Genomic DNA, 14,749 nt, shown 5'->3' with positions numbered 1-14,749 from the left:
GCCCGCGGACTGGGAGGAGCAGCTCGCCGCGACCCGGGAGGGGGAGGCGTGAGCGAGCCGGTGGTGACGAGGGGAGGAGATGGGGCGGAGGGAGGAAGGATGCCGCGGCTCGGTCCTCCGCGCACCCCATCTCCTCCGCTCGCCACCCGGGAACCCCGGCGCGCGCCGCGCGGACTCAGCCCTTCGGCACCTCGATCGTCACCGGCTCGCCCCACCGCGTGAACTGCTGCAGGGATGTGGTCTGCACGCCCCCGAAGGTCCCTGTGGCCTGCGTGGCCACGACGCGGTGCCCCTCGCCGAGCCACACGATCATCTCGCTGACGTCGACGCCCGCGGCCGAGAAGGGCGCATCGGCCTGCACCCGCCAGGCGCGCACGTCGGTGCCGTCGGGCAGGGCCACCGTGTCCTGGCCGGTCTGCACCGTCCAGGAGGGGGCGGAGGCGAGAAGGGATGCCGCGGCCGCGGGGTCGGCGAGAGCTCGGTACGACTCACCGATGGTCGAGGCGATGACGGCGCGGTAGTCGCCGCTCGACGGGTCGGCCTTCACCCAGGCCCCGTCGAACGTGACCCAGGCCTCGGTCGGGGTGAGCACGAAGTCGTTCGTCCCGTCGGGGCCGGTGACCGACCCCGAGGTGGCGGGATCGTCGCCGAAGACGAAGTCGGCCTCCCCGCTCAGATCGGCGGACTGCAGGGTCAGGTGCCCGCTGCCGGCCGCGCGCGAGAACGCGATCACGCACGCCGAGAGGTCGGAGCCCGTCACTCTCGCGTCCGCGATGAGGTCGACATCTTCGCACTCGCGGGGCGAGGTGACCGCCGTCCCGCCCGTGGGGGTCGGGGATGCCGGGGCCGCCGCGGTCTCCGTGCTCAGCGGGGTCGGATCGGCCGCCGGCGAGCACGCGGTGAGGAGCGCCAGGGCGCCCACGGTCAGTGCGAAGGTCTTCGTCGTTCGCCGCATGGCATCCACTCTAGGAAGTCATCCGCGGCTGTGCCCTTACCGCCGTGCGGTCAGCGCCGGGATCAGCACCGGCGTGCGGTCGCGATAGGCGCGGTAGTCGGCGCGGTCGCCCCAGCGCTCGTCGGCGCGCTTTTCGAGCAGCGGGATGCCGCTGACCCGGGTGAGGAGCAGGATGACGAAGAGCGGCGAGAGCACGGCGATCCACTGCCACCCCTGCAGAACGGGCGCCGCCACGAGGAAGACCCCGATCCACACGAGGATCTCGCCGAAGTAGTTGGGGTGGCGCGAGCGCGACCACAGGCCCGTGCGGATGAACTCGCCCCTGTTGGCGGGGTCGGCGCGGAACGCCTGCTTCTGCAGGTCGGCGACGACCTCGAACGCCATCCCGAGCAGCCAGACGACGATCCCGGCGATCACGAAACCGTCGAGGGGCGCCCGGCCGGCGGCATCCGCGCTCATCGCGATCCACGCGGCCGAGGCGGTGAGGGAGACCCAGAGACCCTGGATGCACCACACCTGGAAGAAGCGCAGCGGCCGCGTCTTGATCTCGTCGAAACGCCCGTCGGAACCCGAGCGGTGGACGCGCGCGAAGAGGAACGAGCCGAGTCGCGCCGCCCACACGATCACCATCGCGGCGAGGATCCATCCCCGCGCGTCTTGCTGGGGAGCGAGCAGTGCGAGGGCGATCGACACGGTGATGAACGTGAGGCTCCCGGTGAGGTCGAAGAAGCGCTCGGTCCGACGCAGCGCCGAAGGGATGAAGATGAGGAACTGGATGACGTAGGCCGCCGTCACCGCGAGGGCGAACACCGGGATGCCGCCGACTTGCGCGCCGCGAGAGCTGCCGGCCGCGGCCAGGCCCGCGCCGATCGCGAGGGCGACGACGACGGCGACGACCGCCGCTCGATTCTGCGAGCCGCCGGCTCGCTCCGTCGTCGGGGGCACGGGTGCGGTCATGATGCGGCTCCTCGGTACAGCGTGTCGATCGTGTCGGCGGCGCGGTGCAGAACCTCGCGGCGCTTGATTTTCAGGGTGGGGGTGACGAGCTCGTGGTCGTCGAGGTCGGCGAGCACGAGCGTGAAGCGGCGTACCTGCTCGCTCCGCGCCACCAGGGCGTTGGCGGCGTCGACGGTGGGCTGCAGGTGGGCGCGGAGACGGGGCTCGTCGATGGCTCGGACCTCTCCGGGTGAGCCCGTTGCGAACGTCGATCCGTGGGATGCCGCCCACGCGGCCGACTCCGCGGGATCGAGGATGAGCAGGGCCGACAGGTACGGCTTGCCCTCGCCGACCATGACGGCGTGCTGCACGAGGGGGCTCGCCTCGACCGCGCCCTCCCAGCGGGCCGGGACCACGGTCTTGCCGTTCGAGGTGACGATGACGTCTTTCATGCGGCCCTCGAGGATCAGGCGTCCGCCGTCGTCGATGCGCCCCAGGTCTCCGGTGCGGAAGAACCCGTCGACGAAGGCCTCGGCATCGTGGCGAGGATCGCGGTAGCCGGCGAACACACCCACTCCGCGAGCGAGCACTTCGCCCTCGGGGCTGATGCGCACCGTCGAGCCGGGCAGGGGGAGGCCGACCGTGCCCGACACGATGCGGCCGGGCAGGTTACCCGTGAGCGGAGCGGTGGTCTCGGTGAGTCCGTAGCCCTCGATGACCGGAACCCCGATCCCTCGGAAGAACAGCGACAGGGCGCCGTCGAGCGTCGCCCCGCCTGAAAGGATGTAGTCCACGCGGCCTCCCATGATCGCGCGCAGCCGCGAGTAGAAGAGCGCGTCGAACACCGCCCCGCGCACACGGAGGCCTCGCGGGGCGCGGCTCCGACGTCCGGCATCCTGTTTCTCGGCCAGACGACCCCGGGCGACGGCGGTCGACACGGCACGCTCCCAGACCGGACCGAGCCTCATGCGGGCCGCCTTATCCGCAGCCGCGGCCTGGATCTTCTGCAGCACGCGCGGCACGACGACGAGGAACGTCGGGCGGAGCACCGAGAGCGCGGGCACGACTCGGGATGGTTCCGACAGATGCGCGATGCGCATGCCGCTCGCGATGCAGATGAGCTGCAGACCCCGGGCGAGCACGTGGGCGAGAGGCAGGAAGATGATGGTGTTCCCCGTCGGGGTGACCACTTCCCGGTAGGCCGCGGCGATGTTGAGCACCTGCCCGAGGAAGTTCGAGTGCGTGAGCACGGCCCCCTTCGGCTCGCCGGTCGTTCCCGAGGTGTAGACGATGGTCGCGGGGTCGTGGTGCCCCGCCAGAGTGCGACGGGTCTCGAGCTCGGCGTCGGTGACGTGTGTTCCACGACCGGTGAGATCGTCGAGCGACCGGATGCCGTCGACCCCGCGCATCGCCCAGGTTCCGATCGCGTCAGTCCCCACGAGTGCCCTGGTCAACAGGTCGGCGTGAGCCCTCGACCCCGCGATGGCCAGGCGTACGCCGGCGTCGTGCACGATCGCGTCGACCTGCGAGGCCGAGGACGAGTCGTAGACCGGGACGACGACGCCGCCGGCGAACCAGGTGGCCAGGTCGGCGACGGCCCACTCGTAGCGCGTGGGCGCCATGATGGCGACTCTGTCGCCCGCCACCAGGCCGGCACCCATCATCCCTTTCGCGAGGGCCCGGACGTCGCCCAGGAATGCGGCGGTGGTCACGGGGCGCCACGATGCGGGATCGTCGGCCGGTACGTCGAAGGCGACGTGGTCGGGGGCGTCGGCGGCGCGGCGAACGAGAAGGTCGGTCACGTTGCCGAACGCTTCGAGGCTCGCCAAAGCGGGCATGGTCGTCTCGAGCATCTTTCCTCCGGGTGCGAGAGCGCGGCCGTCGGAGAAAACGAGCCGCCGACACCTGTTCGGAGGAGTGCGCGAATCGGATGGGGCTTGCGTATCGGAGTCGTCCGCCGGGCGGGGCCTCGGAGTCAAGCCCCACCCCTCTCAGGGATCTCCTCACCCGGGCGGTGTACCGTCTCACCCGGTCTGCGCGACTTCACGTGCTCAGGTCGACTCCATAGGCGGCGTCGTCGACGGGCACGCGATCGCGCTCGGTTACGACACGGGAGGCGATCACCATCAGCACGCTCACTGCCCCCGTCGTCGCTCCGATCGCGACGAGCCCCGGTCCCCTCGACAAGGTGCGCAACCTGCCGTCGCTGACGGGGCTGCGATGGGCGACCGCGATGCTCATCTTCGGGCACCACCTCATGGCCGTCGAGTACTTCGGCGGCACTCCGGGCGTGATCTGGGGGAACCTCTTCGAGGCCGGGAAGACCGGCGTGACGTTGTTCTTCATCCTCTCGGGCTTCGTCCTCGCGTGGGGGTACAAGCCGCAGCAGACCGCGCGGTCGTTCTGGTGGCACCGCATCGCGCGGATCTACCCCCTGCACCTCGTCGGGGTCGGGCTCGCGCTGATCGCCGCGGCCACTCTCGTGCCCGAGATCCGCGCCGACGGCACCGCGCCCGTGGTCGCGAACGTCTTCCTCGTCAACGGCTGGGTTCCCGACTGGTGGCAGGCGGGCAATCCCGCGAGCTGGTCGCTCGTGTGCGAGGCGTTCTTCTATCTCACCTTCCCGTTCCTCATCCGCCCCCTCGCGCGCGCCTCGAACCGGGCCCTCGGCGTCGTGGTCGTGGCATCCCTCGTCGTCGCCGCCCTCGCGCCGCAGATCGCGTCGATGTCGCCGATCCCGATGTCGGCCGCGTCGACCCCGTTGCTGCGAATGCCCGAGTTCGTGATCGGCGTGAGCCTCGCGCTGCTGATGAAGAAGAGCGCGTGGCAGCCCGTGCGCCTGATCGTCGCCGTGCCGCTCGCGGTCGCCGGCTACGCGCTGTCGGAGGCGCCGACCCTGCCCGGCACCGACATCCACCCGGGCCTCGCCGCGACCGTGGGGTTCTACGCTCTGCTCGTCGCCTCGCTCGCGAACGCCGACGCCCGGGCGAACTCGACCTTCCTCGCGCGGCCCCTCTGGCAGGAACTCGGACGGGTGTCGTTCGCGTTCTACCTCGTGCATCTGCTCGTCATCGCGTCGGTGTCGTCGGCGTGGCCCGACGGACACCCGCAGCTGCCCTGGCGACAGGCCGTGCCGCTCGCGCTCGCCGCTTTCGGCATCGCCCTCGGCCTCGCCTGGGCGATGCACAAGCTCATCGAGATCCCGGCGCAGCGGTGGCTGCTGCGGTATGACCGGTCGCGGGCCACGGTGCGCTCCGCTTCGGCGCCCGGGGTGCACCTCGCCGCGAACCGCTGACGCGCAGCGCCCCCACGCCCGGTGTGGCGGGCGTCGACTGGACCAGGATGCCGCTGGAACGGCATTCTGTGACGAGGACAGGGGGCGGACATGACGCGGCGCGCAAGGAAGACGCTTGGTACTCGGGTGATCGTGGGAGGCGCCGTCGTCGCGCTGACCCTCGCATTCGGCGGAGGAACCGGCGCGGCATCGGCGGCCGAGACGGCCGGGTCGACGGCATCCGGAACCGTCGTGCGCGACAGCGGGCGGGTCGTCGTGTACTACCAGAAGCAGTTCGTCGACGGATCGACGGGTGCGTACATCTCGCCGTTGCCCCTCGTGACCGAGAACACGGGCGTCGACGTCGTGAACCTCGCCGCGGTGCACATGAACGCCGACGTCCTGAAGCTCAACGACCTTCTGCCGGACGATCCCGCCTTCGACACGATGTGGAGCGAACTGGCCGAGATCCAGCGGTCGGGGGTCGCCGTCGTCGGCATGATCGGCGGCGCGCAGAATGCCACCTGGCAGAGCCTGACCGACGACTACGACGTGCAGTACGCGCGGCTCCGGGACTTCGTCGAGGCGCACGCGCTCGACGGCATCGATCTCGACGTCGAGACCGACACCGACATCTCGGTGGTCGAGAGGGTGATCGCCGACCTGAGCGCCGACTTCGGTCCGTCGTTCCTCATCACGCTGTCGCCGGTGACCGCGGCGCTGGTCGGGGAGGACAATCTCTCGGGATTCGACTACGACGACCTCTACCGCAGCTCGGGGGACTCCATCGACTGGTTCAATACGCAGTTCTATTGCGGGTGGGGCGATCCCACCGCGGCGGACTATGGCGAGATCGTCGACTACCAGAGCACGAAGGGCGCCGGGATTCCGGCGGCGAAGATCGTGATCGCCGCCCTCACGAACCCCGACAACTGCGGGGACGGGTGGGTCCCGCTCGATGAGCTGACGGCGTCGATTCAAGAGATCAAGGCCACGACCCCCACGTTCGGCGGCGTCGCGGGATGGGAGTACTTCAACTCGCTCCCCGGCGGGACACAGGCGCCGTGGAAGTGGGCGGCCGTGATGCGGGCGGCGATCGACGAGCCGCTGCCCACACCGACACCGACACCGACGCCGACACCGACGCCCACACCGACGCCCACACCGACCGCGAACCCGACGACGACCCCGACCGCGGAGCCCGCCCCGGTTCCGACGGGCACCCCCACGCCCGCAACCGGCGTCCTCGCCGCGAGCGGTCAGGACTCGTCAGGGCTCGTCGCGGGCGGCGTCATCGGGGCGATCGCCGCCCTCCTCGGGGCCGTCGCGCTGGTCGTCGCCTCCGTCCGCCGCCGACCGGTCGGCTGAGCGGCCGCCGCCCTCCTCGGTCGCGCTGTCGGCCGTGCGCCCACGGGCCGTCCGCTGAGAGGTCACCGCCTCATCGGAGACGGGCCGCTGAGCCGCCGCCCTGGAGTCTCGGCCGCCCCGCGGCTAGGCTCGCTGGATGTTCTCAGCTGTCGGAGGCGCCCACCTGCTCATTCTTCTGCTCGGCTGGCTGGTCGCGCTCGCGGTCATCGGTCTGGTGACGTACTTCGTCGTGCGCTTGGCCGTGCTGCACGCGCTGAAGGCCCACACGCGCTGGGTCGACGGCGGTAAGCAGTAGCCCACCCTCGCCCCGAGCCCTGAGGGCAGGGCTCGCACCGGCATTGCGGCGATCGAGCGAATCCCGGGGCGGAGACCCATCCCGCGTCCAGCGAGCCCTCGGTACACTTCCCTGTGCCCGAAACACCCCCCAGCCCCGATCGTGACGCCGATCGCGTCGCCGCGCCGGATGCCGCCGCGCCGGTGACCGGTACGGATCCGGATGCCACAGACTCCGGTGCCGCGCCCGACGTCGAGCGCGTGGCATCCATCGATCCCACCGAGCTCGAGATCGCGCTGCGCGTCATCGACGCGGCGTCGTCGCTCGATCGTGAAGACCCCGCGTACATCGCGCTGCGCCGACAGACGGGCAAGCTCTACAAGGACGTCAAGCGGCAGTCGCGGCGCGAGAAGCGCCAGCGCATCGCCGATGCCGACCGCGCGGTCGTGGCCGCCACGGCGACCGGTGCCGCCGACCGCATCGACGACGAGACGCGCGGCATCCCGCTCGCGACCCGCACGACCACGCCGTTCGCCGGAGAGCTGATCAAAGCCCGCGCCTGCTACATCTGCAAAGAGGACTACACCCTCGTCGACGCGTTCTACCACCAGCTCTGCCCCGACTGCGCGGCGATGAGCCACGCCAAGCGCGACGCGCGCACCGACCTCACCGGCAAGCGCGCGTTGCTCACCGGCGGCCGCGCGAAGATCGGCATGTACATCGCGCTGCGGCTGCTCCGCGACGGCGCGCACACCACGATCACGACCCGCTTCCCGCGCGACGCGGTGCGGCGCTTCTCGTCGCTCCCCGACAGCGCGGACTGGCTGCACCGGCTCAAGGTCGTGGGCATCGACCTGCGCGACCCCGCCCAGGTGATCGGACTCGCCGAGTCCGTGGCATCCGATGGTCCGCTCGACATCCTGATCAACAACGCCGCGCAGACCGTGCGGCGCTCGCCGGGTGCGTACAAACCCCTGGTGGATGCCGAACTCGCACCGCTCCCGGACGGGCCGCTGCCCGAGCTGGTCACGTTCGGCCACACCAACGACGCGCACCCGCTTGCGCTCGCGCAGTCGGTGTCGGCGCACCCGATCCTCGCGTCGGCCGCGCGCACGGCCGAGGAGCTGACCGCCGAGGCGATGGCGGCGGGCTCGTCGTCGCTCGAGCGCCTGGCCGCGGGAACCGCGATCGACGCGGGCGGGCTCGTGCCCGACGAGGACCGCATCAACAGCTGGACGCAGCACGTCGACCAGGTCGAGCCCCTCGAGATGCTCGAGGTGCAGCTGGCGAACATGACGGCGCCGTTCCTGCTCGTGAGCCGGTTGCGCCCGGCGATGGCCGCGTCGGCGGCGCGGCGGAAGTACATCGTCAACGTCTCGGCGATGGAGGGCGTGTTCGGCCGCGGCTACAAGGGCCCCGGCCACCCGCACACGAACATGGCGAAGGCCGCGCTGAACATGCTCACGCGCACGAGCGCGCGCGAGATGTTCGAGTCCGACGGCATCCTGATGACCGCCGTCGACACCGGCTGGATCACCGACGAGCGTCCGCACTTCACCAAGGTGCGCCTCGCCGAGGAGGGGTTCCACGCCCCGCTCGACCTCGTCGACGGCGCCGCCCGCGTGTACGACCCGATCGTGCGCGGCGAGGCCGGCGAAGACCTCTTCGGCATCTTCCTGAAGGACTACCGCAAGAGCTCGTGGTGAGCTCGGCGCTCGGCGCTCGCGAGCCCATCGTCGATTGTCCAGAACACGCCGTTATGGGTGGGGCTGTTACGGCGTGTTCTGGACACTCGACGGGATGACGGCGGCTACCCCAGAGGCCGCAGCACCGCCTCGTCGACCGGGAACGCCAGGTCGTAGAACAGCTGCGGCGCCCCGACGGCGCCCCAGTCGTCTTTCTTGACCCGGATGCCGGAGGTCGAGACCTCGGCGATGCGCACCCGCAGCCACGACCCGTCGTCGAGGCGCAGCTCGTACATGTCGGCGAGGTAGCCGATCCCGCGCTCCTCGAGCGTCTCCTCAGCGGTCAGCCAATCGACCGCCTCGGCCGAACGCCGGCCGAGCAGGTCGACGACGACGAAGCCGTCGCCGTGCGGCTCCATCCACCCGAGCACCTCGCCGTCGGGGCGTCGGTGCGTGATCCAGTCGCTGCGCATGGCGTTGAGCCTAAGCGTCGGCGGGGCGCGGGGCGGTGCGGCGAGCGGGGCGGCGCGAGGCGTGTCAGGGCAGGGCGCGAGGCGGTTGAGCGCGGTGAGTGTCCAAAACACCCGGACGTTTTTCCGAGGCGTCCGGGTTTCTTGGACACTCAACCGGGGGCGGGCGCCGACACGTAGACAACTCGATTACCGAGCCGTAATCTAACTCCATTACTGATCGGTAACTCAACGAGGAGTTGTCATGACGCAGGGCTACCGCGAACTCGTCGCCGAGCTGCGCGAGCGGCGAGAGACGATCGCGAGGGGCGGACCGGATGCCGCGCGCGAACGCCACGTCGCCCGCGGCAAGATGCTCGTCCGGGACCGCATCGACGCGCTGCTCGACGTCGGCAGCCCGTTCCTCGAGGTCGCGCCGCTCGCGGCCTACGGGATGTACGGCGGCGACTGCCCCGCCGGCGGTGTGGTCGCGGGGATCGGCCTCGTCCACGGCCGGCACGTGATGGTGGTCGCCAACGACGCGACCGTGAAGGGCGGCAGCTACTTCCCGATCACGGTGAAGAAGCACCTGCGCGCGCAGGAGATCGCCGCGGAGAACCGCCTTCCGTGCGTCTATCTCGTCGACTCGGGCGGTGCCTTCCTCCCGATGCAGGACGAGGTCTTCCCCGACCGCGACCACTTCGGTCGCATCTTCTACAACCAGGCACGGATGTCGCGCGACGGCATCCCCCAGATCGCGGCCGTGCTCGGTTCGTCGACCGCGGGCGGCGCGTACGTCCCGGCGATGAGCGACGAGACGGTGATCGTGCGGAACCAGGGCACGATCTTCCTCGGCGGACCGCCGCTCGTGAAGGCCGCGACCGGAGAAGTCGTCACGGCCGAAGATCTCGGCGGCGGGGTCGTGCACACCCGCGTGTCGGGCGTCGCCGACCACCTCGCCGAGAACGACGCCCACGCGCTCGAGATCGTGCGCGACATCGTCGCGACCCTGCCTCCCCCCGAACAGCGGATGCCGGAACCCGCCGCTGACCCCGAGAAAGACCCGCGCGCGCTCGAGGACATCGTGCCGATCGAGCTCACGACCCCCTACGACGCCCGCGAGATCCTCGCCCGGATCGTGGATGCCGGCAGCATCCACGAGTTCAAGCGCGAGTACGGTGAGACCCTCGTCACCGCCTTCGCCCGCATCGAGGGGCACCGGGTCGGGATCATCGCGAACAACGGCGTCCTCTTCGGCGAATCGGCCCTCAAGGGGGCGCACTTCATCGAGCTGTGCGACCAGCGCGGCATCCCCCTGGTGTTCCTGCAGAACATCACCGGGTTCATGGTCGGCCGCGAGTACGAGTCGGGCGGCATCGCCAAGCACGGCGCGAAGATGGTCAACGCCGTCGCGTGCGCCTCGGTGCCCAAGCTCACGGTCGTCGTCGGTGGCTCCTTCGGCGCCGGCACCTACTCGATGTGCGGACGCGCGTACTCGCCGCGCTTCCTCTGGCTCTGGCCCGGCGCGCGCGTCTCGGTCATGGGCGGCCCGCAGGCGGCATCCGTCCTCTCCACCGTCCGCCGCGACCAGATCGAGGCCGGCGGCGGCGAGTGGTCGGCTGAGGAGCAGGCCGCCTTCGAGGCGCCGGTCCGCGAGCAGTACGAGCGGCAGGGGAGCCCGTACTACTCCACGGCCCGGCTGTGGGATGACGGGATCATCGAGCCGTCGCAGACCCGCGACGTGCTCGCCCTCGCCCTCGACGTGATCACCCGTTCGCCCCTCGACGCGCCGGGCTACGGCGTATTCCGGATGTGACCCGCATGTTCTCCACCGTTCTGATCGCGAACCGCGGCGAGATCGCCTGCCGCATCATCCGCACGCTCCGCCGTCTCGGCATCCGCTCGGTCGCCGTCTACAGCGATGCGGATGCCGGGGCCCGCCACGTCCACCTCGCCGATGTCGCGGTGCGCCTGGGACCGGCGCCGGCGGCGCGGAGCTATCTCGACGTCGACGCCGTGATCCGCGCGGCGCGCGAGACCGGCGCCGAGGCGATCCATCCCGCTTACGGATTCCTCGCCGAGAACGCCGCCTTCGCGCAGGCCTGCGAGGAGGCCGGGATCGTCTTCATCGGGCCGAGTGCCGAGGCGATCCGCGTCATGGGTGACAAGATCTCGGCCAAGCACGCGGTCGAGGCGCGCGGGGTGCCGACCGTTCCGGGGGTCGCGCGCGCGGGCATGACCGACGACGAGCTGATCGCCGCCGGCGCCGACGTCGGCTACCCGCTCCTCATCAAGCCCTCGGCGGGCGGCGGAGGCAAGGGCATGCACGTCGTCGAGGCGCCCGGAGCGCTGGCGGGGGCGATCGCCGCCGCCCGGCGCGAAGCAGCGGCGAGCTTCGGCGACGACACCCTGTTCCTCGAGCGTTACGTCCGGGCTCCGCGCCACATCGAGGTGCAGGTGCTCGCCGACGCGCACGGCGGGGTCGTGCACCTGGGCGAGCGCGAGTGCTCGCTGCAGCGCCGTCACCAGAAGGTCATCGAAGAGGCGCCGTCGCCCCTGCTCGACGCCGAGACCCGCGCGCGCATCGGCCGAGCGGCGTGCGAGACGGCGCGCAGCGTCGACTATCGCGGCGCCGGGACGGTGGAGTTCATCGTGTCGGCCGAGGCGCCCGAGGAGTTCTTCTTCATGGAGATGAATACGCGCCTGCAGGTCGAGCATCCGGTCACCGAAGAGGTCACGGGCCTCGACCTGGTCGAGCAGCAGCTGCGGATCGCCGCCGGCGAGCCCCTGACACTGACCCAGGATGCCGTCAGCCTCACCGGGCACGCGATCGAGGCGCGCGTGTACGCCGAGGACCCGGCATCCGGATTCCTGCCGACGGGCGGTCACGTCGTGCGCGTCCGGCACCCCGGCGGGGAGGGGATCCGCGTCGACACGGCGCTCGAGGACGGCCTCGACGTCTCGGTCGACTACGACCCGATGCTCGCGAAGATCATCGCGTGGGGGCCCGATCGCGAGAGCGCGCGGCGGCGGCTCGTCGCGGCGCTCGGCGACACCGCGGTGTTCGGCTTCGCGACGAACGTCGAGTTTTTGCGGCGGTTGCTCGAGCTTCCGGACGTGGTGGCGGGCGCTCTCGACACCGGGTTGATCGCTCGGGAGCTCGAGGGGCTCACGACCGAGGAGGTCGACGAGCGCGCTCTCGCGGAGGCGGCTCTGATCCTGGATGCCACGGCCTCGCGCGCGCGGGAGCCGTGGCGACGCCGCGACGGCTGGCGGTTGGGGACACCCGCGCCGCGCCGCTACCGTCTCGCGCTCGGCGGGGAGCAGCGCACGGTCGAGGTGACCGGGACGGGGGAGACGCTCGCGGTCGTGGCGCCCACGCAGCCCGGCGAGCGGGAGTCCGCGCGGATCGCCCGGCACGACGACGGTCTTGTGTCGGTCACCCTCGACGGTCGTACGCGGACCCTTGCGGCCGAGGTCGACGCCGACGGCGCGTGGATCGCGCGGGGCGGGGCGGTGCGACGGGTCGAGGTCGTGCGAGCGGTGCACCGCGCCGACGCGGCGGCGGACGCCGACCCGCAGCTCGTCTCACCCATGCCCGGCACCGTGGTGATGGTGCACGTCGCCGACGGGGCGACGGTGGGGGTGGGCGACGCGGTGCTCGCGGTGGAGGCCATGAAGATGGAGCACGTGGTGCGATCGAGCGTCGCGGGGACGGTGAGGCTGCAGGCGGCGGTCGGCGACGTGGTCGCGCGCGGGCAGGCGCTGGCGGTGGTCGCACCCGACGCTGACGGCGGCGAGCCGGACGGTGCGCGGGCAGGCGCGGAGACGCCGACCGATCCCAACGCGGCCGACGAAAGGGGCGGGGAGTGAGTGGCATCCGGATCATCCAGAGAGGGCTGTACTTCGACGAGCTCGAAGAGGGCGCGACCTACGTGCACAGCCCGGGCCGCACGGTGACCGAGGCCGACAACGTGCTCTTCACGACCCTCACGATGAACACGCAGTCGCTGCACCTGGATGCCGCGTGGTCGGCGTCGACCGAGTTCGGGGAGCGTCTGGTGAACAGCATGTTCACGCTGTCGACGATGGTCGGACTCTCGGTCGCGCAGCTGACCCAGGGCACGATCGTCGCGAACCTGGGGTTCAGTGACGTGCGCTTCCCGGCGCCCGTGCGCGTCGGCGACACCCTGTACGCCGAGACGCTCATCGCGGGCAAACGCCTGTCGACCTCGCGGCCCGGCCAGGGGATCGTGGAGTTCGCCCACACGATGCGCAACCAGAATGGGGTGGTGGTCGCCGAAGCGCGCCGCTCGACCCTCATGCTCGTGAGCCCCGCGTCCGCTTCGGGCCCCGCGACCGCGCCCGGCCCCGACCCGGTCCCTGACCGCAACCCCGAGGAGGAGCCTTGATGCACGGCCCCGCCCTGCTGTTCTGCCCGGCCGACCGCCCCGACCGCTACGCCAAGGCGGCCGCGGCGGCCGACACCGTCATCCTCGACCTCGAGGATGCCGTGGCCCCGGCCGACAAGGAGCGGGCGCGCGAGGCGCTCGCCGCGAGCACGCTCGACCCCGAGCGCGTGATCGTTCGCCTGAATCCCGCGGGAAACCCTGAGCACGCGCTCGACCTTCTCGCCGTGCGCGAGACCGCGTACACGACCGTGATGCTCGCCAAGGCCGAGTCCGCAGCCGACATCGCCACCACCCCGGGCCTGCGCGTACTCGCGCTGTGCGAGACCGCGCGCGGCGTGGTGAACGCCGCCGAGATCGCCGGGCACCCCGCCACCGCCGGGCTGATGTGGGGCGCCGAAGACCTCATCGCGAGCATGAACGGTCGCTCGAGCCGCTTCGCCGACGGCCGCTACCGCGACGTCGCCCGGACGGCGCGCGCGACCGTACTCCTCGCCGCTCGAGCCCACGGCAAGGACGCGATCGACGCGGTGCACCTCGACATCGCCGACCTCGAGGGCCTGAGCGCCGAGTGCGAGGATGCCGCCGCCTCCGGCTTCACCGCCACCGCGTGCATCCACCCGACGCAGGTCGCCACGATCCGCGCGGCCTATGCGAGCACCGACACCGAGCGCGAGTGGGCGCGGGCCGTGCTCGCCGAGGCGGAGGGGCAGCCCGGGGTGTTCCGCTTCCGCGGGCGCATGATCGACGAGCCGGTGCTGCGGCAGGCGCGCGAGATGCTGCGGTGACAGCGACCTGGCGGGCGACGCAGAAGGCCAACCGCCGGGCGTCGCTGATGCGTTCGGCGGCGGCGCTGTTCGCCGAGCGGGGCTTCGCGGCCGTGTCGACGGTCGAACTCGGCGAAGCCGTGGGGATGAGCGGGCCCGCTCTGTACAACTATTTCCCCAGCAAAGAGGCGCTCCTCGCCGAGCTGCTGATCGACGCCAGCCGCCGCCTGCTCGAGGGCGGCCGCGCCCTGGTCTCCGAGGCCGGGACCCCCGACGAGGTCCTGTCGAGGCTCGTCCGCTTCCACCTCGACTTCGCGACGGCCGACCCCGACACGATCCGCATCCAGGACCGCGAGCTCGCCCAACTGCCCGCTGACGCGAACCACCAGGTCCGGAGTCTGCAGCGGCAGTACGTGCAGGAATGGGATGCCGTCCTGGCATCCGTCCGTCCCGAACTCGATGCGGCCGAGCGCCAGACGCGCCTCCTCGGCACCTTCGGCCTGCTCAACTCGACCCCGCACAGCGCCGACTCGACCGGCGACCGCGCGGCGGAGATCCTGGCCGCGATGGCCCTGCGCGCGCTGGTGGGGGCAGTCGGCGGCTGACGTCGCGGTGCGGGGCCGGGGCTGGGG

Annotated in this window: 13 protein-coding genes; 9 read left to right on the top strand and 4 right to left on the bottom strand. The window is 71.5% G+C overall.

What is annotated here, in order from left to right:
• Positions 1-175: 175 nt before the first annotated feature.
• From NS283_RS18900 to NS283_RS09600, 3 genes are read right to left on the bottom strand one after another with little or no spacing between them, the layout of a single operon-like run.
• Complete coding sequence (locus NS283_RS18900; protein ID WP_058596642.1) at positions 176-955, bottom strand: hypothetical protein; 780 nt, start codon at positions 953-955, stop codon at positions 176-178.
• Positions 956-991: 36 nt separating this feature from the next.
• On the bottom strand, positions 992-1,912 hold the full coding sequence (locus NS283_RS09605; protein ID WP_058596641.1) for a DUF1295 domain-containing protein: 921 nt from the start codon (positions 1,910-1,912) through the stop codon (positions 992-994).
• The gene (locus NS283_RS09600) at positions 1,909-3,744 is read right to left on the bottom strand and encodes an AMP-dependent synthetase/ligase (RefSeq protein WP_058596640.1); all 1,836 of its coding nucleotides are present in this window, start codon (positions 3,742-3,744) and stop codon (positions 1,909-1,911) included. The genes NS283_RS09605 and NS283_RS09600 overlap by 4 nt, the downstream gene beginning before the upstream one ends.
• A 335-nt stretch (positions 3,745-4,079) precedes the next feature.
• Here NS283_RS09600 and NS283_RS09595 point away from each other — a divergent pair, with 335 nt between their 5' ends.
• The 4 genes from NS283_RS09595 (at position 4,080) to NS283_RS09585 (ending at position 8,513) form a co-directional block, all read left to right on the top strand.
• Positions 4,080-5,186, top strand: coding sequence for an acyltransferase family protein (locus NS283_RS09595; RefSeq protein ID WP_058596639.1), 1,107 nt, complete (start codon positions 4,080-4,082; stop codon positions 5,184-5,186).
• A 90-nt stretch (positions 5,187-5,276) separates the two neighbouring features.
• The gene (locus NS283_RS09590) at positions 5,277-6,533 is read left to right on the top strand and encodes a glycosyl hydrolase family 18 protein (RefSeq protein WP_081317355.1); all 1,257 of its coding nucleotides are present in this window, start codon (positions 5,277-5,279) and stop codon (positions 6,531-6,533) included.
• 136 nt (positions 6,534-6,669) lie between these two features.
• Positions 6,670-6,828, top strand: a complete 159-nt coding sequence (locus NS283_RS18895) for a hypothetical protein (protein ID WP_193752661.1) — start codon at positions 6,670-6,672, stop codon at positions 6,826-6,828.
• Positions 6,829-7,067: 239 nt separating this feature from the next.
• Positions 7,068-8,513, top strand: a complete 1,446-nt coding sequence (locus tag NS283_RS09585) for an SDR family oxidoreductase (protein ID WP_058596644.1) — start codon at positions 7,068-7,070, stop codon at positions 8,511-8,513.
• 104 nt (positions 8,514-8,617) lie between these two features.
• Here the strand turns inward: NS283_RS09585 and NS283_RS09580 are convergent, their stop codons facing one another.
• Positions 8,618-8,965 carry a hypothetical protein gene (locus tag NS283_RS09580; protein WP_058596637.1) on the bottom strand — a complete coding sequence of 116 codons (348 nt, stop codon included), beginning with the start codon at positions 8,963-8,965 and terminating at the stop codon, positions 8,618-8,620.
• Positions 8,966-9,206: 241 nt separating this feature from the next.
• On the opposite strand from NS283_RS09580, the gene NS283_RS09575 reads away from it, so the two are divergent.
• From NS283_RS09575 to NS283_RS09555, 5 genes are read left to right on the top strand one after another with little or no spacing between them, the layout of a single operon-like run.
• Positions 9,207-10,757, top strand: coding sequence for a carboxyl transferase domain-containing protein (locus NS283_RS09575; protein ID WP_058596636.1), 1,551 nt, complete (start codon positions 9,207-9,209; stop codon positions 10,755-10,757).
• Positions 10,758-10,762: 5 nt separating this feature from the next.
• On the top strand, positions 10,763-12,814 hold the full coding sequence (locus NS283_RS09570) for an ATP-binding protein (RefSeq protein ID WP_081317354.1): 2,052 nt from the start codon (positions 10,763-10,765) through the stop codon (positions 12,812-12,814).
• Positions 12,811-13,353, top strand: coding sequence for a MaoC family dehydratase (locus tag NS283_RS09565; RefSeq protein ID WP_058596635.1), 543 nt, complete (start codon positions 12,811-12,813; stop codon positions 13,351-13,353). Before NS283_RS09570 ends, NS283_RS09565 begins: the two co-directional genes overlap by 4 nt.
• Complete coding sequence (locus NS283_RS09560; protein ID WP_058596634.1) at positions 13,353-14,138, top strand: HpcH/HpaI aldolase/citrate lyase family protein; 786 nt, start codon at positions 13,353-13,355, stop codon at positions 14,136-14,138. Before NS283_RS09565 ends, NS283_RS09560 begins: the two co-directional genes overlap by 1 nt.
• Positions 14,135-14,722: a TetR/AcrR family transcriptional regulator gene (locus tag NS283_RS09555; RefSeq protein WP_193752660.1), complete on the top strand. Its 588-nt coding sequence runs from the start codon at positions 14,135-14,137 to the stop codon at positions 14,720-14,722. The genes NS283_RS09560 and NS283_RS09555 overlap by 4 nt, the downstream gene beginning before the upstream one ends.
• Positions 14,723-14,749 lie beyond the last annotated feature (27 nt).

Origin of the sequence: Microbacterium testaceum (genome assembly GCF_001476285.1) — a bacterium.
Lineage (GTDB): Bacteria > Actinomycetota > Actinomycetes > Actinomycetales > Microbacteriaceae > Microbacterium > Microbacterium testaceum_B.
This window is presented reverse-complemented; position numbering and strand designations above follow the sequence as displayed.